General features: G+C 44.3%; 21 protein-coding genes and 1 pseudogene. 20 read left to right on the forward strand and 2 right to left on the reverse strand.

Annotation, left to right across the window (positions count from 1 at the left end; translation table 11 throughout):
* Position 1 precedes the first annotated feature (1 nt).
* The 4 genes from ylqF (at position 2) to pgeF (ending at position 2,940) form a co-directional block, all read left to right on the forward strand.
* A complete protein-coding gene (ylqF, locus tag AC04Q4_RS01850; protein WP_173737129.1) occupies positions 2 to 859 on the forward strand; it encodes a ribosome biogenesis GTPase YlqF in 858 nt (285 codons plus the stop codon).
* On the forward strand, positions 859 to 1,614 hold the full coding sequence (locus AC04Q4_RS01855) for a ribonuclease HII (protein WP_476388372.1): 756 nt from the start codon (positions 859 to 861) through the stop codon (positions 1,612 to 1,614). The genes ylqF and AC04Q4_RS01855 overlap by 1 nt, the downstream gene beginning before the upstream one ends.
* Before the next feature lie 50 nt (positions 1,615 to 1,664).
* On the forward strand, positions 1,665 to 2,027 hold the full coding sequence (locus AC04Q4_RS01860) for a YraN family protein (RefSeq protein WP_476389074.1): 363 nt from the start codon (positions 1,665 to 1,667) through the stop codon (positions 2,025 to 2,027).
* Between the two features lie 67 nt (positions 2,028 to 2,094).
* Positions 2,095 to 2,940 (forward strand): peptidoglycan editing factor PgeF, encoded by an 846-nt coding sequence (gene pgeF / locus AC04Q4_RS01865; protein WP_173737127.1) that lies wholly within the window; start codon positions 2,095 to 2,097, stop codon positions 2,938 to 2,940.
* Here pgeF and AC04Q4_RS01870 read toward each other — a convergent pair.
* Positions 2,927 to 4,099 carry a ribose-phosphate pyrophosphokinase gene (locus tag AC04Q4_RS01870; RefSeq protein ID WP_119240550.1) on the reverse strand — a complete coding sequence of 391 codons (1,173 nt, stop codon included), beginning with the start codon at positions 4,097 to 4,099 and terminating at the stop codon, positions 2,927 to 2,929. The genes pgeF and AC04Q4_RS01870 overlap by 14 nt on opposite strands.
* A gap of 209 nt (positions 4,100 to 4,308) precedes the next feature.
* Between AC04Q4_RS01870 and AC04Q4_RS01875 the strand changes: the two genes are divergently transcribed.
* From AC04Q4_RS01875 to AC04Q4_RS01890, 4 genes and pseudogenes are all read left to right on the forward strand, one after another.
* Entirely contained in the window at positions 4,309 to 5,694 is a 1,386-nt protein-coding gene (locus AC04Q4_RS01875; RefSeq protein ID WP_476388373.1) for a DUF512 domain-containing protein, read from the forward strand.
* On the forward strand, positions 5,657 to 6,982 hold the full coding sequence (gene der / locus AC04Q4_RS01880; RefSeq protein WP_173737126.1) for a ribosome biogenesis GTPase Der: 1,326 nt from the start codon (positions 5,657 to 5,659) through the stop codon (positions 6,980 to 6,982). Before AC04Q4_RS01875 ends, der begins: the two co-directional genes overlap by 38 nt.
* A 3-nt stretch (positions 6,983 to 6,985) precedes the next feature.
* On the forward strand, positions 6,986 to 7,639 hold the full coding sequence (gene plsY / locus AC04Q4_RS01885; RefSeq protein ID WP_476388374.1) for a glycerol-3-phosphate 1-O-acyltransferase PlsY: 654 nt from the start codon (positions 6,986 to 6,988) through the stop codon (positions 7,637 to 7,639).
* 5 nt (positions 7,640 to 7,644) lie between these two features.
* Positions 7,645 to 8,654 (forward strand): annotated as a pseudogene (locus tag AC04Q4_RS01890) (NAD(P)H-dependent glycerol-3-phosphate dehydrogenase).
* A 187-nt stretch (positions 8,655 to 8,841) separates the two neighbouring features.
* Here AC04Q4_RS01890 and AC04Q4_RS01895 read toward each other — a convergent pair.
* On the reverse strand, positions 8,842 to 9,669 hold the full coding sequence (locus tag AC04Q4_RS01895) for an aldo/keto reductase (RefSeq protein ID WP_202020360.1): 828 nt from the start codon (positions 9,667 to 9,669) through the stop codon (positions 8,842 to 8,844).
* Between the two features lie 348 nt (positions 9,670 to 10,017).
* Here AC04Q4_RS01895 and AC04Q4_RS01900 point away from each other — a divergent pair, with 348 nt between their 5' ends.
* From AC04Q4_RS01900 to acsV, 12 genes are all read left to right on the forward strand, one after another.
* On the forward strand, positions 10,018 to 10,410 hold the full coding sequence (locus tag AC04Q4_RS01900) for a DUF8180 domain-containing protein (protein ID WP_119240553.1): 393 nt from the start codon (positions 10,018 to 10,020) through the stop codon (positions 10,408 to 10,410).
* 63 nt (positions 10,411 to 10,473) lie between these two features.
* Entirely contained in the window at positions 10,474 to 10,656 is a 183-nt protein-coding gene (locus AC04Q4_RS01905) for a CooT family nickel-binding protein (protein WP_119240554.1), read from the forward strand.
* Positions 10,657 to 10,743: 87 nt separating this feature from the next.
* Positions 10,744 to 11,676, forward strand: coding sequence for a methylenetetrahydrofolate reductase (locus tag AC04Q4_RS01910; RefSeq protein WP_476388375.1), 933 nt, complete (start codon positions 10,744 to 10,746; stop codon positions 11,674 to 11,676).
* Positions 11,677 to 11,788: 112 nt separating this feature from the next.
* A complete protein-coding gene (locus AC04Q4_RS01915; RefSeq protein ID WP_021975845.1) occupies positions 11,789 to 12,559 on the forward strand; it encodes an ATP-binding protein in 771 nt (256 codons plus the stop codon).
* A 118-nt stretch (positions 12,560 to 12,677) separates the two neighbouring features.
* Positions 12,678 to 14,570: an anaerobic carbon-monoxide dehydrogenase catalytic subunit gene (gene cooS / locus AC04Q4_RS01920; RefSeq protein ID WP_119240556.1), complete on the forward strand. Its 1,893-nt coding sequence runs from the start codon at positions 12,678 to 12,680 to the stop codon at positions 14,568 to 14,570.
* A gap of 44 nt (positions 14,571 to 14,614) precedes the next feature.
* Entirely contained in the window at positions 14,615 to 15,388 is a 774-nt protein-coding gene (locus AC04Q4_RS01925; RefSeq protein WP_173737121.1) for an ATP-binding protein, read from the forward strand.
* 17 nt (positions 15,389 to 15,405) lie between these two features.
* Positions 15,406 to 17,535: an acetyl-CoA decarbonylase/synthase complex subunit alpha/beta gene (gene acsB / locus AC04Q4_RS01930; protein ID WP_119240558.1), complete on the forward strand. Its 2,130-nt coding sequence runs from the start codon at positions 15,406 to 15,408 to the stop codon at positions 17,533 to 17,535.
* A gap of 172 nt (positions 17,536 to 17,707) precedes the next feature.
* Positions 17,708 to 18,649, forward strand: coding sequence for an acetyl-CoA decarbonylase/synthase complex subunit delta (acsD, locus tag AC04Q4_RS01935; RefSeq protein WP_015525297.1), 942 nt, complete (start codon positions 17,708 to 17,710; stop codon positions 18,647 to 18,649).
* Positions 18,650 to 18,670: 21 nt separating this feature from the next.
* Positions 18,671 to 19,081: a (Fe-S)-binding protein gene (locus AC04Q4_RS01940; protein WP_476388376.1), complete on the forward strand. Its 411-nt coding sequence runs from the start codon at positions 18,671 to 18,673 to the stop codon at positions 19,079 to 19,081.
* A complete protein-coding gene (gene acsC / locus AC04Q4_RS01945; RefSeq protein ID WP_476389075.1) occupies positions 19,026 to 20,018 on the forward strand; it encodes an acetyl-CoA decarbonylase/synthase complex subunit gamma in 993 nt (330 codons plus the stop codon). Before AC04Q4_RS01940 ends, acsC begins: the two co-directional genes overlap by 56 nt.
* 110 nt (positions 20,019 to 20,128) lie before the next feature.
* Positions 20,129 to 20,914 (forward strand): carbon monoxide dehydrogenase/acetyl-CoA synthase methytransferase subunit, encoded by a 786-nt coding sequence (acsE, locus tag AC04Q4_RS01950; RefSeq protein WP_173737120.1) that lies wholly within the window; start codon positions 20,129 to 20,131, stop codon positions 20,912 to 20,914.
* Positions 20,915 to 21,062: 148 nt separating this feature from the next.
* Positions 21,063 to 23,003, forward strand: coding sequence for a corrinoid activation/regeneration protein AcsV (gene acsV / locus AC04Q4_RS01955; protein ID WP_173737119.1), 1,941 nt, complete (start codon positions 21,063 to 21,065; stop codon positions 23,001 to 23,003).
* Positions 23,004 to 23,030 lie beyond the last annotated feature (27 nt).

Below are 23,030 nucleotides of genomic sequence, written 5' to 3' on the forward strand. Positions count from 1 at the left end.
TATGAACGTACAGTGGTATCCTGGACATATGACCAAAGCGAAACGTCAGATGCAGGAAGATATCAAGCTGATCGATTTGATCATTGAGCTTGTAGATGCAAGGGTTCCTCTTTCCAGCCGTAATCCGGACATTGACGAACTTGGAAAAAACAAGGCGCGGATGATCCTTCTTAACAAGGCTGATCTTGCTGATGAGAAGCAGAGTCGCGCATGGATGGAATATTTTAAGGAAAAGGGATTTTATGCAGTCAGCATAGACTCCAGGAATAAAGGTTCCATGAAAGCTGTTTCTGCAGCTATTACAGAGGCCTGCAAAGAGAAAACCGAGCGTGACAGAAGACGTGGGATCAAGAACCGTCCGGTACGCGCCATGGTAGCTGGAATCCCAAATGTAGGTAAATCAACATTTATCAATACATTTGCAGGAAAAGCCTGTGCAAAGACTGGAAACAAGCCGGGTGTTACAAAAGGAAAACAGTGGATCCGTCTGAACAAGAGCGTGGAGCTTTTGGATACACCAGGTATCCTTTGGCCGAAATTTGAGGATCAGGAAGTTGGTATGCGTCTTGCGTATATCGGTTCCATCAAGGACGATATCCTGAATATTGAGGAGCTTGCACTTGGACTGATCGGATATCTGCAGGAGTTTTATCCGTCATCTCTTTCAGAGCGATATGGTCTGGAAGGAGAACAGAAGCCTCTGGATATTCTCACAGCTGTAGCGAAAGCAAGAGGATGTCTTAAGAAAGGTGAAGAACTTGATTATGAAAAAGCTTCCCGTCTTTTACTGGAAGAGTTCCGGTCCGGAAAACTTGGCAGGGTAACGCTGGAGTTTTCTGGAAAGCTGGAGGAAGCATAATGGAAACAATGAAAGATATCAAGGCGCGTTTTGCGTCGGCGAAGGAGGGCGAATATAACGCCCTTTTTCAGCATTATGAAAATGATGAGAGAAGCGGCGTACAGAAGCTGATCCAGCAATACCGCAGAAAGCTTGATGCCTTGGAAAAAGAGCGCGGGCGCATAGAAATCATGAAGGAATATGAACATAAATATGAGCATTTGGGTTATCTCTGTGGCATTGATGAGGTAGGAAGAGGTCCTCTTGCAGGACCTGTGGTAGCCTGTGCAGTGATTTTGCCGAAGGACTGTGATATTCTCTGGCTTAACGATTCCAAGAAGCTTACTGCGAAAAAGAGAGAAGAGCTTTACGATGTGATTCTGGATGAGGCAGTTTCTGTTGGAATCGGAATGGCAAGTCCGGAAAGGATTGATGAGATCAACATCCTTCAGGCAACTTATGAGGCTATGCGCCAGGCTGTAAGCAAACTTTCTGTGCAGCCGCAGCTTCTTTTAAACGATGCTGTCACCATACCAGAAATTACCATTCCGCAGGTTCCGATCATTAAGGGCGATGCGAAAAGCGTGTCAATAGCAGCGGCAAGCATTGTGGCAAAAGTGACCAGGGACCGGATGATGGAAGAGTATGATAAGGTTATTCCTGAATATGGTTTTGCATCTAACAAAGGATATGGTTCAGCGGCGCATATTGAGGCATTGAAGAAATATGGCCCAAGTCCGATACACAGAAGAACTTTTATTACACATTTTGTATAAAAACAGAATTACAGAAGATACCCACATTAAAATAGAAAGGAATTTTTTTTCTGGTAGAAAACAGAAGAGCGAAAGGTGTTTATTATGAGGAAATGGCGGCGGAATTTCTGAAAAAGAAAGGCTTGCGGATCATGGAGAGGAATTTTCGCTGCAGGAACGGTGAGATCGATCTGATTGCCCGGGATGGAAGATATCTTGTATTTATAGAAGTGAAATACCGGAAGGACCGGAGAAGCGGAAGTTCTTTTGCAGCAGTGGGGAAACAAAAACAGCGGACTATCCTCAAAGTCGCGCTGTTTTATCTTATCAGGAATGGATTTCAGGATGACATTCCCTGCCGTTTTGATGTGGTAGGGATTGACGGAGAAGAGATCCGGTGGATCAAAAATGCGTTTGAATACAGGCAAGGGTAATAATACAGATTCGTGAAGAATGGGCACGGATATGCTCATATTGCAAATGAAAGGGTTGGTATACAGAATGGAGATTAAATGGTATAAGAACAGACAGCTGATGAACGTAAATCAGAGAGAAGGAGTTACCTGGCTTACATATCCGGCTTTTGAGTCACTTCCAGGAGTGGTGCATGGTTTCAGCACACGTCTTGGCGGCGTCAGTAAAGGTATTTATGAATCCATGAATTTGAGCTTTACAAGAGGCGATGACGAAGAAGCAGTAAGGGAAAATTACCGCAGGCTTTCCGGCGCGATGGGATTTTCCATGGAGGATATCGTAACGTCGGATCAGACACATACCACCAATGTACGTGTAGTAACAGAAGAAGACAGAGGGAATGGTATTACGAAACCAAGACCATATACAGATGTGGATGGAATGATCACCAATACACCGGGACTGGTACTGGCAACTTTTTATGCAGACTGTGTGCCGTTGTTCTTCTCTGATCCGGAGAATAAGGCTGTTGGACTTTCCCATTCAGGATGGAGAGGAACTGTTGGAAAGATCGGTAAAGTAACTGTGGAAAAAATGGCAGAAGAATTTGGAACAGACCCGTCACAGCTTTATGCAGCTATCGGTCCGTCTATCTGTCAGGAGTGTTATGAAGTCAGTGAAGATGTGATCGAACAGTTTAAAGAAGCTTTTGATGAAAAATACTGGGATGTCCTTTTTTACGGGAAGCCAGATGGCAAATATCAGCTCAATCTGTGGGAGGCCAACCGCAGGATACTTCTGGATGCAGGTATAAAAGAAGAGCGGATATCCATGCCAGGTATCTGTACCTGCTGTAATCCGCTCTTTCTATATTCGCACAGGGCTTCTCACGGGAAGCGTGGAAACCTGGGAGCATTTATTACTTTTCGTTGACTTTCTTCATGAGATCCATGATCTTCTCGTTACTGGAACGAACTTTCTCAACAGATACATCATGGTTGATGATGTCCATGATGCTTGCAAGATATTTGCTCATATTAGCTTCGATGTAATATGGACGGTCAAGAAGATCAGGAACACGATAGTTAAGGTTGGTTGTGATAACTCTGTCAAGCCAGCCTTTTTCGTAGTATTCATCGAATTTGGAAACGCCGTCTGTGAACAGACCGTAAGTGGTGCAGACAAATACACGTCCTGCCTTACGCTCTTTCAGCTGACGGGCAACATCCAGCATACTCTCTCCGGAAGAGATCATATCGTCGATGATGATAACATCCTTGCCTTCTACAGAGTCGCCAAGGAATTCATGAGCTACGATAGGATTCTTTCCGTTGACTACAGTGGAGTAATCGCGGCGTTTATAGAACATACCCATATCAACTCCAAGAATATTGGAAAAATATACAGCACGTGACATGGCGCCTTCATCCGGGCTGATGATCATAAGATGGTCATTGTCAACTTTGAAATCCGGAACATTCTTAACCAGTGCCTTCAGGAACTGATAAGTCGGGAAAAAGTTGTCAAAGCCTTTTAACGGAATGGAATTCTGTACACGTGGGTCATGGGCATCGAAAGTAATGATGTTGGAAACGCCCATTGCACTTAACTCACGAAGTGCAAGTGCACAGTCAAGAGACTCTCTCTTGGTACGTCTGTGCTGACGTCCTTCATAAAGGAATGGCATGATAACGTTGATACGGTGTGCTTTACCGGTGGCGGCAGAAATGATTCTCTTCAGATCCTGATAGTGATCGTCCGGAGACATGTGGTTCTCATGGCCGCATACGCTGTAAGTAAGACTGTAGTTAGTTACGTCTACCATAATAAAAAGATCTGTTCCGCGGACGGATTCCTTGATGTAACCTTTACCTTCACCGGTTCCGAAACGAGGACACTCGCAGTCTACAAGGAAAGATTTTTCTGCATAGCCCTGAGGGATGATTGCGGACTTTTTGGCTGCTACAAGTTCTTTACGGAATTTAACCAGCTTTTTGTCAACCTCCTCGGCCAGTTCGCGGCATCCGGCAAGTGCGGCGATGCGGATCGGGGCAACAGGCATAGACTTCTCCAGCAATTCTATGTTTGGCATAATATTCCTCCTAAGTATATGTCATAAAAAAATTCTCAGTCTATTTATAACATCAGATACACATGTCAGTCAAGGTGTTTTCTCAAAGTGTTGCTTTTTGGCTGCAAAGTTGTTATTATAATAGGTGCTATCCTCAGGTGATATTCCGCGTGCTGTTGGCTGCATTACGAACAGTAGCATTATATACGGGATAGAAAAGGGAGATAATGATGAAATTAAGAAAGCATATGATTTCCAGGGTGCTGCCCGACAGTATTGCCGAGGAGCTGGGGCTGGAACCGGGAGACAGACTGATATCTGTCAACGGACAGCCTGTGGAGGATGTCTTTGATTACCGGTATCTTATGAATGAAGAGCTTGTCGTACTTCTGGTGGAGAAGCCTGACGGTGAGGAATGGGAGCTGGAAGTAGAGAAGGAATATGAGGAAGACCTTGGAATAGAATTTGAGAACGGGGGACTGATGGATGATTACCGCTCCTGTTCAAATAAGTGCATATTTTGCTTTATTGATCAGATGCCGCCTGATATGCGGGAGACGCTGTATTTTAAAGATGACGATTCCAGGCTTTCTTTCCTGCAGGGAAATTATGTGACACTTACCAATATGAGTGAGAGGGATATCGAACGTGTGATCCGGTATCATCTGGAGCCGATCAATATTTCGTTCCAGACCATGAATCCGGAACTCCGGTGCAAAATGTTGCATAACCGTTTTGCGGGAAAGGCTTTGGAGAAGGTAGATACCCTGTATAATGCAGGAATCACCATGAATGGCCAGATCGTACTGTGTAAGGGAGTAAATGACGGAGATGAGCTGGATCACAGCCTTGAGAAGCTTTCTGCTTATGCGCCGATCCTTCAGAGTGTTTCGGTTGTGCCAGTAGGACTTACGAAATACAGGAAAGGCTTGTATCCGCTGGAGCCTTTTAACAAAGAAGATGCAGAGAAGGTTTTGGAACAGATCCACCGTTGGCAGAAGATCATGATGGAGAAGCACGGGATACACTTTATCCATGCTTCTGATGAATGGTATATCCTGGCAGGCAGAGAACTTCCGGAGGAAGAAGAGTATGACGGCTATCTTCAGCTGGAGAATGGTGTGGGAATGTTGAGACTTCTGGAAACAGAGGTGAAAGAAACCCTGGAGGATCTGAAAGGAGATGGCCGTAAGGCGACAGGAACTGTTGCTACAGGTAAACTTGCAGCTCCGTTTATCAGCCATTATATAAAAGAAATACAGAAGAAATTTCCCGATGTACAGATTCAGGTCAGAACAATTGAGAATCGCTTTTTCGGTGAGAAGATCACAGTATCCGGCCTGATCACAGGACAGGATCTTAAAGAACAGCTTTCCGGGATCGAACTCGGAGAGAAACTTCTCATTCCATGCAGTATGCTGAAAGGTGATGAGGAGATATTTTTGGATGATATGACGCTGGAAGAACTTTCTGATGCACTTGAAACAGAAATTGTAATTGTAGACACAGGAGGAAAGGATCTGGTAGAGGCTGTGATCAATCCTCCGGAACATAAAAAAACAAGAAGGAGACAGATTTATGAGCAAACCAGTAGTAGCGATAGTGGGAAGGCCTAATGTAGGTAAATCCACTTTATTTAACGCTCTGGCAGGTGATAATATTTCCATAGTAAAGGATACACCAGGAGTAACACGTGACAGAATCTATGCAGATGTCACATGGCTTGACAGAACATTTACCCTGATCGATACAGGCGGTATCGAGCCGGACAGCAGTGATATCATCCTTTCCAGGATGAGGGAGCAGGCACAGATCGCCATTGATACAGCAGATGTGATCATTTTTATCACAGATGTGCGTCAGGGGCTTGTGGATTCCGATGCCAAAGTAGCAGATATGCTCCGCCGCAGCGGAAAGCCGGTACGCCTTGTGGTTAATAAGGTAGACAGCCATCAGAAATATATGATGGATGTCTATGAGTTCTATAATCTTGGAATCGGTGAGCCGATTCCGGTTTCAGCAGCTAACAGACAGGGACTTGGAGATATGCTGGATGAAGTGATCAGAGAATTCCCGGATAAGAGTGAGGAAGAAGATCAGGATGATATTCCGAAGATCGCCATTGTAGGTAAGCCTAATGTGGGTAAATCCTCCCTCATTAATAAACTTCTTGGTGAGGAGCGGGTGATTGTATCCAATATCGCAGGAACCACACGTGATGCCATTGATACCAAGGTTACATGGAACCATAAGGATTATGTATTTATCGATACAGCAGGACTTCGCCGTAAAGGCAAAGTAAAAGAAGAGATTGAGCGTTACAGCGTTATCCGTACAGTAACTGCAGTGGAGCGTGCAGATGTGGTAGTTGTTGTGATCGATGCTTCTGAGGGAGTTACAGAGCAGGATGCCAAGATCGCAGGTATCGCGCATGACAGGGGTAAGGGTATCATTGTAGCGGTAAATAAATGGGATGCCATTGAGAAGAACGACAAGACTATCTACAAGCATACAGAGAAAATCCGTCAGATCCTTTCCTTTATGCCATATGCCCAGATTATTTTTATCTCTGCAAAAACAGGCCAGAGACTTCCGAAACTTTTTGAAAATATTGATATGGTCATTGAGAATCAGACACTTCGTGTTCAGACAGGTGTTCTCAACGAGATCCTTTCCGAGGCTGTAGCTTTGCAGCAGCCGCCGTCTGACAGAGGACGAAGACTGAAGATCTTCTATATGACTCAGGTTGCAGTAAAACCGCCGACATTTGTTATCTTTGTAAATGACAAGGAACTTATGCATTTCTCCTATGTAAGATATCTGGAGAACAAGATCAGGGATGCTTTCGGATTTGCAGGAACTTCTCTGAAATTCATCATCCGCGAGCGCGGGGAAAAGGAATAAGCTATGGAACGTATTATTTGTCTTGTTATTGGTTATGTGTGCGGACTTTTTCAGACAGGCTATATTATAGGAAAGGTTCACAAGACAGATATCAGAGAACACGGCAGCGGAAACGCAGGAACTACCAATGCGTTTCGTACTTTCGGAAAAAAAGCGGGAGCACTTACCCTGTTGGGAGACTGTCTGAAATGTGTGCTGGCGATCATGATTGTAAGAATTATTTATGGCGATTCCATGAGCAGCATCCTTCCGCTTCTGACATTGTATGCGGCGCTGGGATGTATCCTCGGACACAATTTCCCGATTTCCATGGATTTCCGCGGCGGCAAGGGAATCGCAGCTTCAGTTGGTATGATCATTGCCTTTGACTGGCGGATCTTTCTTGTGTGTGCAGTGATCTTTTTTGCACTGTTTTTTACAACGCATTATGTATCTTTGTGTTCACTCAGCGCATATGCGGCAGCATTTATTCTGGTTCTTGTTTTTGGAAAGATGGGAAAATACGGGATGGATCAGCCACATACGATCGAGTTGTATGCTGTAATGGCGGTTCTTACAGGAATGGCTTTTTACAGACATCGTGCAAATATCGGCAGGCTTATTCACGGAACGGAGAACAAGGTGTTCCTGAGCGGTAAGAATAAAAATAAGAGGTAAGATTTATGGCAAAAATCAGCGTACTTGGTTCAGGAAGCTGGGGGATGGCTCTGGCTCTCCTTCTGCATAATAACGGCCATGAAGTACTTCTCTGGTCAGCAAGGCCGGAAGATGCCCGGAAACTCCGGGAAAAAGAGAAAATTCCAGCAGGCTTCCAGGTGTGGTGCTCCCTGATGCAATCGAGATCCTGACAGACCTGGAACGTGCACTGCGGGACGCAGATGCAGCAGTGCTGGCTGTAGCTTCTCCATATATCCGAAGCACAGCACACAAAATGGCACCTTTTGTCCGGGAGGGACAGAAAATCGTCAATGTTGCAAAGGGTATCGAAGAAAAAACACTGAAAACACTTAGTGAAGTGATCGAAGAAGAAATCCCGCAGGGAGATGTGACAGTACTTTCCGGGCCCAGCCATGCTGAGGAAGTCGGAAAGGGTATTCCTACCACCTGTGTAGTTAGTGCACATACGAGAGAAACTGCGGAGTATCTTCAGGGTATTTTCATGAGTCCGGTATTCCGTGTGTATACAACACCGGATATTCTTGGAGTTGAACTTGGCGGAGCACTTAAGAATGTGATTGCCCTGGCAGCGGGTACTGCAGACGGACTTGGGTATGGTGACAACACAAAAGCGGCACTGATCACCAGAGGAATCACAGAGATTGCAAGACTTGGAAAGAAAATGGGAGCACAGATGGAAACATTCTACGGTCTTTCAGGAATCGGAGATCTGATTGTTACCTGTGCGAGTGTACACAGCCGCAACCGAAAAGCAGGTTATCTCATTGGACAGGGAAAGACAATGGAACAGGCCATGGACGAAGTTCAGATGGTTGTGGAAGGTGTTTACTCTGCAAGAGCTGCAAGAGAGCTTTCTGAGAAATATGAGGTAGAAATGCCGATTATTACAGAAGTGAATAAAGTGCTTTTTGAAGGGAAACCGGCATCGGAAGCAGTTATGGATCTGATGCTGCGTGATAAAAAAGTCGAAACACCAATGCTTCCGTGGGAATAAAGATCTGAAATCCGGAAGCGTTTGGAGTATAACTATAGAAGTATAATTATAAAGGATATCTGTATGGATCGAATATATACTGTCCCGGATGAAAGGTCAGATTTCAAAATCTGATTTTGGGGACGCATATAGCAGACCAGCCGGATATCCTTTTTTATATTTAATGTCTTATATTATATCATGTTTGTCAAAACTGAATGTCTCGGAGATCTTCCGGGACATGAGATACATGCAGATTTTCATTCAGTGTATCAATGATAGCCATATCTTCCTCTTCAATATTAAAATCAAAAATATCACTATTGCTCCGGATGCGTTCCGGATTTATAGATTTCGGAATCACGGAGATTCCCTTCTGGACAGCCCAGCGAAGTCCGATCTGTGCAGGAGTTCTTGCATATTTCGTTCCAAGGACACACATCACATCATTGTCAAAATAAGCACCTCTTGCCAGGGGAGAGTAAGCCTGTACCTGGATACCAAAAGCCCTGCAGTATTCAATCAGTTCAGAAGGAAAACACAGAGGATGGCATTCGATCTGATTAACAGCAGGAATGATACCGGAAACTTTACGTAGCTCTTCCAGATGGCGGATGTCGAAATTGCTGACACCAATGCTTAAGGCACGGCCGGATTCCAGGATATTTTCAAGTTCCTTCCAGGTGCTTAAGTAGCAGCCGGGAACAGGCCAGTGGATCAGATAGAGATCAACATAGCTGAGTTTGAGACGATCAAGACTTCGTGAAAAAGCTCCCTGGACATCTCCCAGCCGCTGGGCAGTGTTCCAGATTTTGCTGGTGATAAAAAGATCTTTGCGGGGGACACCGCATTTCGCAATGGCACGTCCTACACTTTCTTCGTTCTTATACACAGAAGCAGTGTCGATCATGCGGTAGCCTGAGGAGATCGCAGAGGTAACGGCAGCTTCAGCCTGTACGTCATCGGGCAACTTATATACACCAAGCCCCAGAAGGGGCATTTCTCTGTCGTTGTTCAGAAAAACAGTTTCTTTCAAAATAATTCCTCCTATTGTTTGTTCTGTTTCCCAAGTTTTTGCTATTATAGCACAAAAATATGAAAGAATCACATCAAATATATTACAAAAGTGATAAAGCTTGAATGCAGAAGCAGAGCGTCAGAAGACAATAGCTGCTGGTTTGGAAAAACTAACTTCGTTAAAATAGAAACAATCGGGTTAATTAGCTGTCAAAGTTTTTGAAAAAACAAGAAATAAGGGACTGAAAATTGGCTATTTTTTATAATAAATTCCTTGATAATGAAAGGAAAAAGATGTATAATGAATTTAATTGATAAATTCTTGTCATGAACGTGTCCGTCATACGGATACAGGAAAGGGGTATATATGCATTTAATCAAAGATGAGAATGGCAATCTTGTACAGCATGGCCATGCTGACAGCCACGAACATACACATGAGCATACTCATGAAGATGGTATGACTCACAGCCATACACACAGTCATGCGGAAGGAGAGGGACATTGCCATACACACGGTGATGGACATTGCGGATCCTGTGAGTCCGGTGACTGTAAGAATGAGACAGTAGCACTTCTTACCTATATGCTGCAGCATAATGAGCATCATGCAGCAGAGCTTGACCAGATGGCTGATAATCTTAAGAAGCTCAATATGGATGCAGCTGCCAGGACAATCAAGGAGGCAGTATCTGACTTTCAGAAAGGTAATATGAGACTGGGTCTTGCCCTTACACTTGTTAAGGAAGAACTGAAATAAATCTGACAGAGTGATTTTGACAGCATAGCGGAAGACAGAAACCGCTAATTGGAGGAATTGAATATGTGTCTTGCAACTGTATATAAAGATGAAGATAATTCGGTGATTTTTAAAAATGTGAGCCGGATCGATGTAGATGGAAATAAGCTGATTCTTCGTGACATCATGGGAGATGAGCGCGTGGTAGAAGGCAGTATCCTTATGGTGGATCTTGCAAATAGTATCGTTAAACTACAGTGTGACTGATTTTTGCATCGGATGACTGAAATGTGAACTGAGACAATGATAAAAATCATTTCTATAATAAAAGGTTAAGACGTGGAGGAACGATCAATGAAATTATCAGATGCAATGAGAGAAAAAATGTTGCTTTCCTTTGAGCTTTTTCCACCAAAAACAGAAAAAGGCATGACAAATCTGCCGGGAACCATCGAGCATCTCATGAAGTACAAGCCAGAGTATATTTCCTGTACATACGGTGCAGGCGGAGGAAATGTCGGAGCCAACAGAGAAGTATGCCAGATGATCAGAAATGCAGGAACAATTCCTGTAACACACTTCACAGTAATCAAGAATACAAAAGAAGGAATTAAAAAACAGCTTCAGCAGTATCTGGCTGAAGATGTTGACCATATGCTTGCGCTTCGCGGTGATATTCCGCTTGGCGAGACAACAACATGCGGCGATTTTAATTATGCGACAGACCTTGTTAAATTTGTGCGTGATGAGTTCGGCGATAAGTTTGAGATCGCAGTAGCCGGTTCACCGGAAGGACACATCGCATGCCGCAGTCTGGATGCAGATATCGCTGTTTTAAGACAGAAACAGGATAACGGAGCTGACTACATTATGACTCAGCTCTGCTGGGATATGGAGCAGTTTAAATACTGGCTGGACGCGATTCGTGAAGCTGGTGTTACAATGCCTGTGGATGTTGGAGTTATGCCGATTCTTGATCAGGCTGCCACCATCAATATGGCTCTTTCACGTAACGGTTGTGTAATGGACAGTGAGCTTTGCAGACTTATTTCCAGAAACTGGCTGTTCCCGAATCCGTTCAACGCAAAAGATGCTGACGGAAAACCGTTTGATATGTTCTATGAGGACAAGCTTAAACGTTTTAAAGAAGAAGGAATTGAATATACTATCAGACAGATTGATGAATATCGTGCACTTGGTGTTGACGGAATCCATCTTTATGCATTAAACAAGTGGAAGGATGTATCCGAGATCATTGACAGATCCGGACTTCGGACACTTATCTAATTATCAACAGAATAAATAAGAATTCCGGCACGATGCGGAGGTGTCAGAACAGTATCAGGCACCTCCCTTATGCGCCGGCATAACAGATATTAAATCAGGAGGTGCCCGTTTTATGGCACATGTTATTGCAGTCGCAGGAAAAGGCGGCGTTGGAAAAACTACATTATGCGGAATGCTGATCCAGTATCTCTGCGAAAAGAAAAAAGGACCTGTACTGGCGGTAGATGCAGATGCCAATTCAAATTTGAACGAGGTTCTTGGCGTAGAAGTAGATACAACTCTTGGCGATGTACGTGAGGAGATTGCACATGCTGAGATGACAGAGAAAAGCCCGATTCCAAAAGGAATGTCCAAGGCAGATTATGCAGAGGTACGTTTCGAGGATGCTCTTGCTGAGGAAGATGATTACGATCTTCTTGTGATGGGAAGAACACAGGGAAAAGGATGCTATTGCTTTGTAAACGGTCTGCTTCAGGCACAGCTTGCCAAATACCAGAAGAATTATCCATATATTGTTGTGGACAATGAAGCAGGAATGGAACATATCAGCAGAGGAATCCTTCCAAGTATGGAGACAGCGATCCTTGTAAGTGACTGTTCCAGAAGAGGAGTACAGGCAGTCGGAAGAATAGCAGAGCTTATTAAGGAATGTGATATGAAGCCTTCCAGAGTGGGTCTTATTATCAATCGCGCACCAAAAGCAGAACTGAATTCCGGAATTCTTGAGGAGATCCGGAATCAGGGACTCGATCTGATCGGTGTGGTACCACAGGATGAAGCAGTTTATGAATATGACTGCGATGGTAAACCAACCGTTACTCTTCCTGAGGACAATCCGATGAGAAAAGCAGCTTTTGAAATTTTTGATAAATTAGGTTTATAATTAATATAAACCTTTTTTTAAAAAAGAGAATAACCCATGGGTGGGGATGGGTTCCTGCCCAGGGGCTTATTATAAAAAAAGAAAAAATAAATAGATGTGCTATTAAAGGAGGTCTATAATGAGTGAATTCAAATTAACTACAGTGGAGGAATTTGAAGCCGCTACAGCCCGTCTTCTTGAGACAGGTGCAAAGGTAGGAGCAGATGCATGGCAGATCCGTGCAAAGAACCAGACTCCGCACTGTAAATTCGGTGAGCAGGGTATCTGCTGCCGTATCTGTGCAATGGGACCGTGCCGTATTACACCGAAGGCTCCAAGAGGAGTCTGCGGATGTGATGCTCATGGTATCGTAGGAAGAAACTTCCTTAAATTTACAGCTGGTGGTGCAGCTACTCACTCCGATCATGGTCGTGAGATCTGTCATACACTGTACTGCGCAAAAGAGGGCGGAAATTATCAGGTAAAAGATCCTGAGAAACTTCTTCGCATTGCTAAAGAGTGGGGCGTAGAAACAGAAGGCAAGGATATCTATGATCTGGCTCATGAGATGGCAGAGATCGGTCTTATGGAATATGGTAAACCGTTCGGATATCAGAGATTCCTTGACAGAATGCCAGCAGGACAGAAAGAAAAACTGATCGAGAACGAAATCGCACCACGTGCTATTGACCGTGAGGTTGCAAGTTCTCTGCATATGTCTCATATGGGATGTTCTTCTCTTCCGGAAGCACTTGTAAAACAGTCTCTTCGTTGCGGCATGGCTGATGGATGGGGCGGTTCCATGATGGGAACAGAGTTCTCTGATGTATTATTCGGAACCCCGAAGCCGCTTGACACAGAGGCTAACCTTGGAGTAATGGTTGAAGAGAACGTAAACATTGTTGTGCACGGACATGATCCGAGTCTTTCTGAGATGATCTGTGAGTATGCAGACAGCAAAGAAATGATCGATTATGCAAAATCCGTAGGAGCAAAAGGAATTACAGTTTCCGGTGTATGCTGTACTTCTAATGAGGTAGCTATGCGTCGTGGTGTTCCGATGGCTGGTAACTTCCTGCAGCAGGAGAACGTAGTACTGACAGGTGCCTGCGAGGCGATCGTAGTTGACGTTCAGTGTATCTTCCCTGCATTAGGACCTCTGAGCAAATGCTTCCATACCAAATTTGTTACAACTTCTCCGATCGCTCAGATGCCGGATTCTGAATTTATCAGATTCAACGCTGAGACAGCCGGAGAAAATGCTAAAGCAATCGTTAAGATGGCTATCGATAACTTCAAGAACAGAAAACCTGAGCTTGTACATATCCCACAGCTGAAACAGAAAGCTACTGTTGGTTACTCAGTAGAAGCGATCGTTAAAGTTCTTGATGGTGTTACAAACTCTCAGGTTGACGTAACAGGAACAACCAAACCATTACTTGAGTGCATCACTTCCGGTGTTATCCGTGGTGCTGTCGCTATGGTTGGATGTAACAATCCTAAGATCCGTCCTGACTATGCACATATCGAACTGATGAAGAAGTGTATCGCAAATGATATCATTATCATTGCTTCCGGATGTTCAGCACAGGCAGCTGCAAAAGCTGGTCTGATGGACAAATCTGCAAGAGATCTCTGTGGTGCAGGTCTGAAACGTGTCTGTGAGCTGGCTGACATCCCGCCGGTACTTCATATGGGATCCTGTGTAGATATCTCCCGTATGATGATTCTGGCTGCTGAACTTGCAAAAGATTCAGGACTTCAGATCAATCAGCTTCCGGTAGTAGGATGTGCTCCTGAGTGGATGTCTGAAAAAGCTGTATCCATCGGTAACTACGTAGTTGGTACCGGTATTGATACATTCCTTGGTGTTGATCCATATGTTTCCGGTTCTTCAGAAATGTGTGAACTTCTTACAGAGGGAACAAGAAAATGGACAGGTGCTGCTTACACAGTAGAGACAGACATCGAGAAATTAGTTGATCTTATGATCGAGAGAATTGAAGAGAAGAGAACAGCATTAGGAATCTAATCCGTTGCAATCTTTAAAATGTTATAAAAGGTGGAAGACGTAAAATGAAAATAGCAGTAACCGGTAAAGGTGGAGTAGGAAAGACCACTTTCGCAGCAACACTTGCAAGATTATACGCAGATGAGGGAAAGAAAGTCCTTGCAGCAGACGTGGATCCGGATGCAAACCTGGGTCTTGCCCTTGGATTTGATGAGGAAACATTGGACTCTATTGTTCCGATCTCAAAAATGCGTAAGCTTATAGAAGAACGTACCGGAGCCAACAGCCAGAATCAGTTTTATAAACTGAACCCAAAGGTAGACGATATTCCGGATACTTATGGAAAAACCTGTAATGGCGTAAAGCTGCTTGTCCTTGGGACTGTGGAAACAGGTGGAGGCGGATGCGTCTGTCCTGAACATGTGATGCTTAAAAGAGTGATCAATAACCTTGTGATCCACAGAGGTGATGTGGTGATCATGGATATGGAAGCCGGCCTGGAACATCTGGGCCGGGGCACCACGGAGAGCATGGATGAATTTATTGTAGTGATCGAACCAGGGGCAAGAAGTGTTCAGACTTATAAAAATGTCAAACGTCTTGCAAAAGATCTGGGAGTTTCCCAGGTCAAGGTCGTGGCCAATAAGGTAAGAAATCCGGAAGATGAGGAATTTATACGGAATAAGATCCCGGCAGAAGATCTGCTTGGAATGATCCACTACAATACAGAAGTTATAGATGCTGATCGTCAGGGAAAATCTCCCTACGATTTCAGTGAAACTGTAACAGCTGAAATCAGAAAAATCAAAGACAAAATTGATCAGAATTCAATTCTGTAAAAATAGGAGGTATTACAGTGACTTTATTTGATAGAGTATTCGGCGGAAACGATGCTGTATATGGTTTAACAGAGGGTGCTATTGACGGCGCGATCGCTCAGTATGGCGAAGACAAAGCTGTCAGCTTCCCGAATACCGCTTACAGCCTTCCTTGCTACTATGCTGTAACAGGAACAAAAGTTACAACATTAAAAGAATTAAAAGAAGCTCTTGGCGTTGTAAAAACACTTATGACAAGAGAGAAAAGACTGAATGATGCATTTATGTCCGGTGTTGCTACAGCACTCTGCGCAGAGTTCATCGAGGTTCTTAAATATATCGACGGAGCAACTCCTTATGAGGAGCCATGCTATGGCCATCTTGGTGATGCTGTTATCCGTGAGCTCGGTGTACCGCTTGTAACAGGCGATATCCCAGGCGTTGCAGTTATCCTTGGTGCTGCTCCTACTACAGAAGAGGGTGTTGCCCTTGTAAAGAGCTATCAGGCACAGGGTATCCTTGTAACACTGGTTGGAGGAATCATCGACCAGGTTGCTGAAGCCGGAATGAAGACAGGCGCTAACGTACGTGTTATTCCTCTTGGAAAAGATGTTACATCTGTTGTTCATGTAGTTTCCGTTGCGATCCGTGCAGCTCTGATCTTCGGTAATGTAACACCTGGAGATGCAGGAACACTTATGAAATACACAATGGATCGTGTACCGGCATTCGTTAACGCATTCAAACCTCTGGATGATGTGATCGTAGCATGTGGCGCAGGTGCTATTGCACTTGGTTTCCCGGTTATTACAAATGAGACAGAGAATATCTTCCGCGTACCGAAGAGCCTTATCGTTCAGGAGGACGTAAGCAAATTCAACGCTACTTCCCTTGAGGCACGTGACATTAAGATCAAGATCACAAATATCGATATTCCGGTTGCTTTCGCATCTGCATTCGAGGGTGAGATCATCCGTCGTAAAGACATGCAGGTTGAGTTCGATGGTTCCCGTGTAGACTGTGCAGAGCTTGTACATACCTGCGATGCTTCTGAGATCGAGGATCACAAGATCACAGTAATCGGACCTGAAGTAGACGAGATGGAATTCGGCAGCAAGAACAGCATTGCATATGTTGTTAAAGTTGCAGGTAAGAACATGCAGGCTGACTTTGAGCCGGTTATCGAGCGTAAATTCCACAACTACATCAACTGTATCGAGGGTGTATACCATACAGGACAGCGTGATATGCAGCGTATCCGTATCAGCATTGACGCATTTAATGCTGGATTCAGAATCAAACATATCGGTGAAGTTCTTTATGCATCTGTTAAAAATGAGTTCGATGCAGTTGTTGATAAATGTGAGGTTGTTATCTATACAGATCCTGCTGAGTGTACAAGAATCCGTCATGAGGTTGCAATCCCGATCTTTGACAAACGTGATGAGCGTCTTGATACTCTGACAGATGAATCTGTTGATGTATATTACAGCTGTATCCTTTGCCAGGCATTCGCACCAAGCCATGTATGTGTAGTAACACCGGAGAGACTTGGACTTTGCGGTGCGGTTTCATGGCTGGATGCAAAAGCTACTCATCAGCTTGACCCGGCTGGTCCTTGCCAGATCATCACAAAAGAGCGCCCGATCGATGAGAATCTTGGTTCTTATGAGGACGTTGATGAGGCAGTTCAGAAATTCTCCCAGGGTGCTCTGGAACACGTTACACTGTACTCCATCATGCAGGATCCGATGACTTCCTGCGGATGCTTCGAGTGTATCTGCGGTATCGAGCCATTCTCCAACGGTGTTGTTATTGCCAACCGTGAGTATGCAGGCATGACACCACTTGGAATGACATTCCCTGAGATGGCATCCATGACAGGTGGTGGAGTTCAGACACCTGGATTCATGGGACATGGTAAACATTTCATTTCCTCCAAGAAGTTCATGAAGGCTGAGGGCGGTATCGAGCGTATCGTATGGATGCCGAAAGAACTGAAAGAGTTCGTAGCTGACAGACTTAACAAGACTGCAAAAGAGCTTTACGGAATCGACAACTTCACAGATATGATCGGTGATGAGACAATCGCGGAAGATCCAGAGACACTGGTAGCATTCCTTACTGAGAAGGGACACCCGGCACTGGGACTTGATCCGATGATGTAATTAAGTAAGGAGAAAGGATGCAAAAGCGTTCTTTCTCCTGAAAAATGTTAAAAAGTTTGTTGATTTTTTAACGGAAATACGCGGCTACACCTTGCCAATAACTGGTATGGTGTAGTATAATATATAAAGCTCTGTAGTTTTTAATTATTATTTTTAAGGAGGCTAACGAAAAATGCCGTTTAATCAGAAACCACAAAAGTTCAATGCAAAGATTAATGCTGTCACAATCGGAAGCGGAGATAAGACTGTGACAATTGGTGGGGATTGTACATTCCCGTTTTATTCCTTTGACGCAGAGTCAGAGAACTGCCCGAAGATTGGTGTAGAGATCTCTGATATGGGTCTTGAGGGCGTATCTGAAGGTATCAAAGCTTACTATGAAGGCGCTACTACAATGGCTGACATTGCTAAGAAAGCAGCAGCTATGGAGGGTGCTGACTTTGTTGCACTTATTCTTGAGGGCGGCGACCCGAATGGTGTTAACAAATCTATCGATGAGCTGATCGCAGTTGTTAAAGAAGTTGCAGATGCAGTTGACTGTCCACTGGTTGTAGAGGGCTGCAAGAATGTTGAGAAGGATGCAGAGCTCCTTCCGAAGGTTGCAGAGGCTCTTCAGGGCAGAAACGCTCTGATCCTTTCCGAGAAAGAGGAAAACTATAAAGCAATCGGTGCAGCAGCAGGTCTTGCTTACAATCAGATCGTAGGCGCTGAGTCTGCCGTTGATATCAACCTTGCTAAACAGCTTAACGTTGTTACTACACAGCTTGGCGTAGATGCTAAGAAGATCGTCATGAATATCGGTAGTGCAGCAGTTGGTTATGGATATGAGTACGTAGTATCTACTATGGACCGTATCAAAGGTGCCGCTTTAGGCCAGAATGATAACATGCTGCAGATGCCTATTATTACACCTGTATCCGCTGAGACATGGAATGTTAAAGAGGCAATGGCTTCCGAAGCAGACATGCCGGCATGGGGACCACAGGATGAGCGTGGAATCGACATGGAAGTTGAGACAGCAGCTGCTGATCTTGCAGCTGGTTCTGATGCAGTTATCTTAAGACATCCGGAATCTGTTAAGACAATTTCCAAGCTGATCAAAGCACTTGCGTAATAAATAGGAGGATAAAGAGCTATGGCACTGAATGGTATTCAGATCTTTAAATTAACACCAAAGAAAAACTGTAAGGAATGTGGATGCCCTACATGTATGGCTTTCTCTATGAAAGTTGCACAGGGCGCACTGAAAATTGAGCAGTGTCCTCATATGTCCGAGGAAGCACTGGCTTCTCTTTCTGAGGCAACTGCACCGCCAATGAAAACTATCAAGATCGGAACAGGCGATGGAGAGTTTACACTTGGTGGAGAGACTGTTCTTTTCAGACATGAGAAGACATTTGTAAGCAAAACAAGATATGCCGTATCACTTTGCACATGCATGAGTGATGAAGAAGTAGAAGCAAAACTTGCAGAGATCCCACACGTTGATTATGATCGTATCGGTGAGAGAGATGCATGTAGAGCTTGTATATGTAAACTGCGATGAGAATGCAGATGCTGCAAAATTCACAGCACTTGTAGAGAAGGCTAAAGGTCTTGGAAGAACACTGATCCTTGGCTGTACAGATCCTGAAATCGCAAAAGCTGCCCTTGAAGTATGTAAGGACGGCAAACCGGTTCTTAACGGAGCAAACGCTTCCAACTACGAGGCAATGAGCAAGGTTGCTACAGATGCAGGTGTAGTTCTCGGTGTATCCGGTAAGGACATCAATGAGTTATATGATACTACAGCAGCTATTGAGAAACTTGGCAACAAGAATCTCGTACTTGATACAACAGGAGCTGACATCAAAGAGACTTTTGCAAATACTGTACAGGTTCGTCGTGCAGCTCTTAAGAATCAGGATAGAACATTTGGTTATCCTTCTATCGTTAACCTTGTTAAACTTGCGAAGGGTGACAAACATTTACAGGCAGCACTTGCTTCCATGTTCACTATGAAATATGGTTCCATCGTTGTTATGGAGCAGATGACATATGCAGAAGCACTTCCGCTGTTCGGTCTTCGTCAGAACGTATTTACAGACCCACAGAAGCCAATGAAGGTAGAACCGGGTATCTATCCTCTGAACGGAGCAGACGAGAATTCTCTCGTTGTAACAACAGTAGACTTCGCTCTTACATATTTCGTAGTGTCCGGCGAGCTGGAGCGTTCCGGTGTTCCGCTTAACCTGGTGATCAATGATGCAGGCGGACTTTCCGTACTGACATCCTGGGCAGCAGGTAAATTCTCCGGAAACAGCATTTCCGAGTACATCAAAGAGAATGTTGAGCCGAAGGTTAAATGTAGAAGACTGGTTATTCCTGGTAAAGTAGCAGTTCTTAAGGGCGATCTTGAGGCTAAGCTTCCTGGATGGGAGATCATCGTAGGACCAAGAGAAGCAGTACAGCTTGTGAAATTCTTAAAAGACCTTGACGCGTAAACTTAAGGTTTAAGAAATCAGCTGTCAGGCAATACCGCCGACAGTTATAAGCGGCTGTGTAGGATTGCTGCACAGCCATATCCTACTAATATGTAAAGGAGAACACGAGTATGGCAAAATTTGTAACAATTGGGGAGAGACTTTCAACAACAGCACCGGCAGTAAATAAAGCATTTACTGAGAGAGATCCTGAGCCGATCATCAAAAGAGCAAAACAGCAGCTTGATGCTGGAGCTACATATCTTGATGTAAACATCGGACCTGCTGAGAACGATGGTGAGGATCTTATGAAATGGGCGGTACAGCTCCTTCAGTCCGAGTTTGACAACGTTCCGCTTGCTCTGGATACAACAAACCAGAAAGCAATTGAGGCCGGTATTTCCGTATACAACAGAAGCAAAGGAAAACCGATCGTAAACTCTGCAGATGCTGGTGACAGAATCACTAACATTGATCTTGCAGCAGCTAATGATGCAATCTGTATCGCACTTTGCTCTTCAGGAATGGTTGCAGCAGACAACGATGAGCGTATGATGCACTGCCAGAACATGCTTGAGAGAGGTCTTGGCCTTGGTATGGAAGCAGAGGATCTCTGGTTCGATCCGCTTTTCCTGGTTGTAAAAGGAATGCAGGACAAACAGATGGAAGTTCTTGAGGCAATCAAGATGTTCTCCGAGATGGGTCTGAACTCCACTGGCGGTCTTTCCAACAACAGTAACGGTATGCCAAAACATATCCGTCCGATCATGGATTCTGCTCTTGTAGCTATGGCTATGATGAATGGTCTTACATCTGCGATCGTTAACCCTAACGACCTTCGTCTTATGGAGACAATCAAATCCTGTGACGTATTCAAGGGTAACACACTTTACGCAGATTCTTACCTTGAGATCTAATTTGGCGTGTGAACAAAACAGGAGCGCTGTTTCAGAGGCTGGGGGCTTCGGCCTTCAGCCTCTTTTTTATTAATATAGTTTAGTCTAACTCCCAACGCCACAGGTGGAAGACGAATAACTTTTACGAGGCGAGAAAGGTGGTTGCCGAATGTTTAAGGTGACTTTTGCTTTTGAAAATGGCAGTACGGTAGAAGCATTTGCCAATGCGGGGGATAATTTACTGGAGGTTGCTCGTGGTGCCAATGTGGCTATCGATGCACCATGTTCCGGAAACGGAGCCTGTGGAAAATGTCGGGTACAGTTAAAAGGCGGAGAACTGGACTCAAAGAAAACTCTTCATATTTCGGATGAAGAGTACAGTGCCGGATGGCGTCTGGCCTGTATGAGCAAGATCAGTGCTGATGTCGAGGTGCTTGTGCCGGATATCGCATCCGCGTATAAGAGCAGAATGAAGGTTGCTGACTTAAGCTCAAAAGAAGAAATCGCGATTTTTGAAAAAGCCAAGCATGATGTTGAATTGGCTGGCATAGAACTTACAAACAGTCTTGATGTTGTAGAACTTAAGATGGATGTTCCGACACTGGATGATACCATGCCGGATAATGAGAGACTGACCCGTGCACTTCAGAAATATATGAATTTAAAGCGTGTCAGAATACCATATGCAGTACTTAAGAAACTTCCAGACGTACTCCGTGAGAGTAAATTTTCTGTGAAGTGTGTAGTTCGTACAGCACCAAATGATATGTATGTATACGATATTTTTGACAGTAAAAAAGATGTTGTGATCGGTGGTCTTGCTGTAGATATCGGTACTACAACAGTTTCTGCAGTTCTGATCAATATGGAAACAGGAGAGATCCTGGCTAAGAGTTCTTCCGGTAACGGTCAGATCCGTTTTGGTGCGGATGTTATCAACCGTATCATCGAATCTCAGAAACCTGGCGGAAAGAAGAAACTTCAGGATGCAGTAATTAAAGAGACTATCAATCCGATGATCCATGAAATGTGCAGAAGCATTCATTTCCCGGAGGAACAGATCTACCGGATGTGTGTTGCTTCCAATACAACCATGAATCATCTGTTTGCAGGGATCAATGCGGATCCGCTTCGTATGGAACCGTATATTCCTACATTTTTCAAAACAAATTCTCTGTTTGCATCGGATGTGGGAATTGAGATCAATCCGGATGCACATATTATCATGGCTCCGAATATCGGAAGCTATGTAGGCGGAGATATCACTGCAGGTACATTGGTAAGTATGATCTGGAACAGACCGGAATTCTCCCTGTTTATAGACCTTGGTACAAACGGAGAGCTTGTATTCGGTAATTCCGATTTTATGATGAGCTGTGCATGTTCCGCTGGTCCTGCCTTTGAGGGTGGAGATATCAGCTGCGGTATGCGTGCTACAGACGGTGCTATCGAGGCATGTACTATTGATAAAGAGACTATGGAGCCGACTTATAAGGTTGTGGGTGAGCCTGGAACAAAGCCGGTAGGACTTTGTGGATCAGGAATCATTGATGTGATCAGTGAACTCTTTATGACAGGTATCATTAATCCTAAGGGTAAATTTGTCCGTGAGGGCAAGAGAGTCCGTCACGATCATTATGGCATGGGAAGCTATGTGATCGCCTTCGAAGAGGAAGCTGGCTCTGCCAAGGATGTTGAGATCACAGAAGTAGATATTGATAACTTTATCCGTGCCAAAGGTGCTATTTTCTCTGCAATCCGTACTATGCTGAATTCTCTTGATTTCGATGTTTCCATGATCGATGACGTATATGTTGCCGGTGGAATCGGAAGCGGAATCAATATGGCCAATGCAGTGCATATCGGAATGTTCCCGGATATCCCTCTTGAGAAGTTCCATTACATTGGTAACTCTTCTCTGACAGGAGCTTATCTGATGCTTCATTCCACATCGGCAGAGAAAAAGACTTACGAGCTGGCATCCAATATGACGTATCTGGAGCTTTCCACAGTTCCTACCTATATGGATGAATTCGTAGGTGCATGCTTTATTCCACATACAGATACAGGACTTTTCCCATCTGTTACGGAAGAACAGCAGAAGAGATAAGACAGACTAAAATGGCAGAGGTAAAAC

This window comes from Blautia sp. HA8986, from assembly GCF_056504635.1.

What these genes read in the sequence shown, in the direction of transcription:
- ylqF (WP_173737129.1), top strand. Translation starts at nt 2, where the DNA reads ATGAACGTACAGTGGTATCCTGGACATATGACCAAAGCGAAACGTCAG.
- AC04Q4_RS01855 (WP_476388372.1), top strand. Translation starts at nt 859, where the DNA reads ATGGAAACAATGAAAGATATCAAGGCGCGTTTTGCGTCGGCGAAGGAG.
- pgeF (WP_173737127.1), top strand. Translation starts at nt 2,095, where the DNA reads ATGGAGATTAAATGGTATAAGAACAGACAGCTGATGAACGTAAATCAG.
- AC04Q4_RS01870 (WP_119240550.1), bottom strand. Translation starts at nt 4,099, where the DNA reads ATGCCAAACATAGAATTGCTGGAGAAGTCTATGCCTGTTGCCCCGATC.
- AC04Q4_RS01875 (WP_476388373.1), top strand. Translation starts at nt 4,309, where the DNA reads ATGAAATTAAGAAAGCATATGATTTCCAGGGTGCTGCCCGACAGTATT.
- der (WP_173737126.1), top strand. Translation starts at nt 5,657, where the DNA reads ATGAGCAAACCAGTAGTAGCGATAGTGGGAAGGCCTAATGTAGGTAAA.
- plsY (WP_476388374.1), top strand. Translation starts at nt 6,986, where the DNA reads ATGGAACGTATTATTTGTCTTGTTATTGGTTATGTGTGCGGACTTTTT.
- AC04Q4_RS01900 (WP_119240553.1), top strand. Translation starts at nt 10,018, where the DNA reads ATGCATTTAATCAAAGATGAGAATGGCAATCTTGTACAGCATGGCCAT.
- AC04Q4_RS01905 (WP_119240554.1), top strand. Translation starts at nt 10,474, where the DNA reads ATGTGTCTTGCAACTGTATATAAAGATGAAGATAATTCGGTGATTTTT.
- AC04Q4_RS01910 (WP_476388375.1), top strand. Translation starts at nt 10,744, where the DNA reads ATGAAATTATCAGATGCAATGAGAGAAAAAATGTTGCTTTCCTTTGAG.
- AC04Q4_RS01915 (WP_021975845.1), top strand. Translation starts at nt 11,789, where the DNA reads ATGGCACATGTTATTGCAGTCGCAGGAAAAGGCGGCGTTGGAAAAACT.
- cooS (WP_119240556.1), top strand. Translation starts at nt 12,678, where the DNA reads ATGAGTGAATTCAAATTAACTACAGTGGAGGAATTTGAAGCCGCTACA.
- AC04Q4_RS01925 (WP_173737121.1), top strand. Translation starts at nt 14,615, where the DNA reads ATGAAAATAGCAGTAACCGGTAAAGGTGGAGTAGGAAAGACCACTTTC.
- acsD (WP_015525297.1), top strand. Translation starts at nt 17,708, where the DNA reads ATGCCGTTTAATCAGAAACCACAAAAGTTCAATGCAAAGATTAATGCT.
- AC04Q4_RS01940 (WP_476388376.1), top strand. Translation starts at nt 18,671, where the DNA reads ATGGCACTGAATGGTATTCAGATCTTTAAATTAACACCAAAGAAAAAC.
- acsC (WP_476389075.1), top strand. Translation starts at nt 19,026, where the DNA reads ATGATCGTATCGGTGAGAGAGATGCATGTAGAGCTTGTATATGTAAAC.
- acsE (WP_173737120.1), top strand. Translation starts at nt 20,129, where the DNA reads ATGGCAAAATTTGTAACAATTGGGGAGAGACTTTCAACAACAGCACCG.
- acsV (WP_173737119.1), top strand. Translation starts at nt 21,063, where the DNA reads ATGTTTAAGGTGACTTTTGCTTTTGAAAATGGCAGTACGGTAGAAGCA.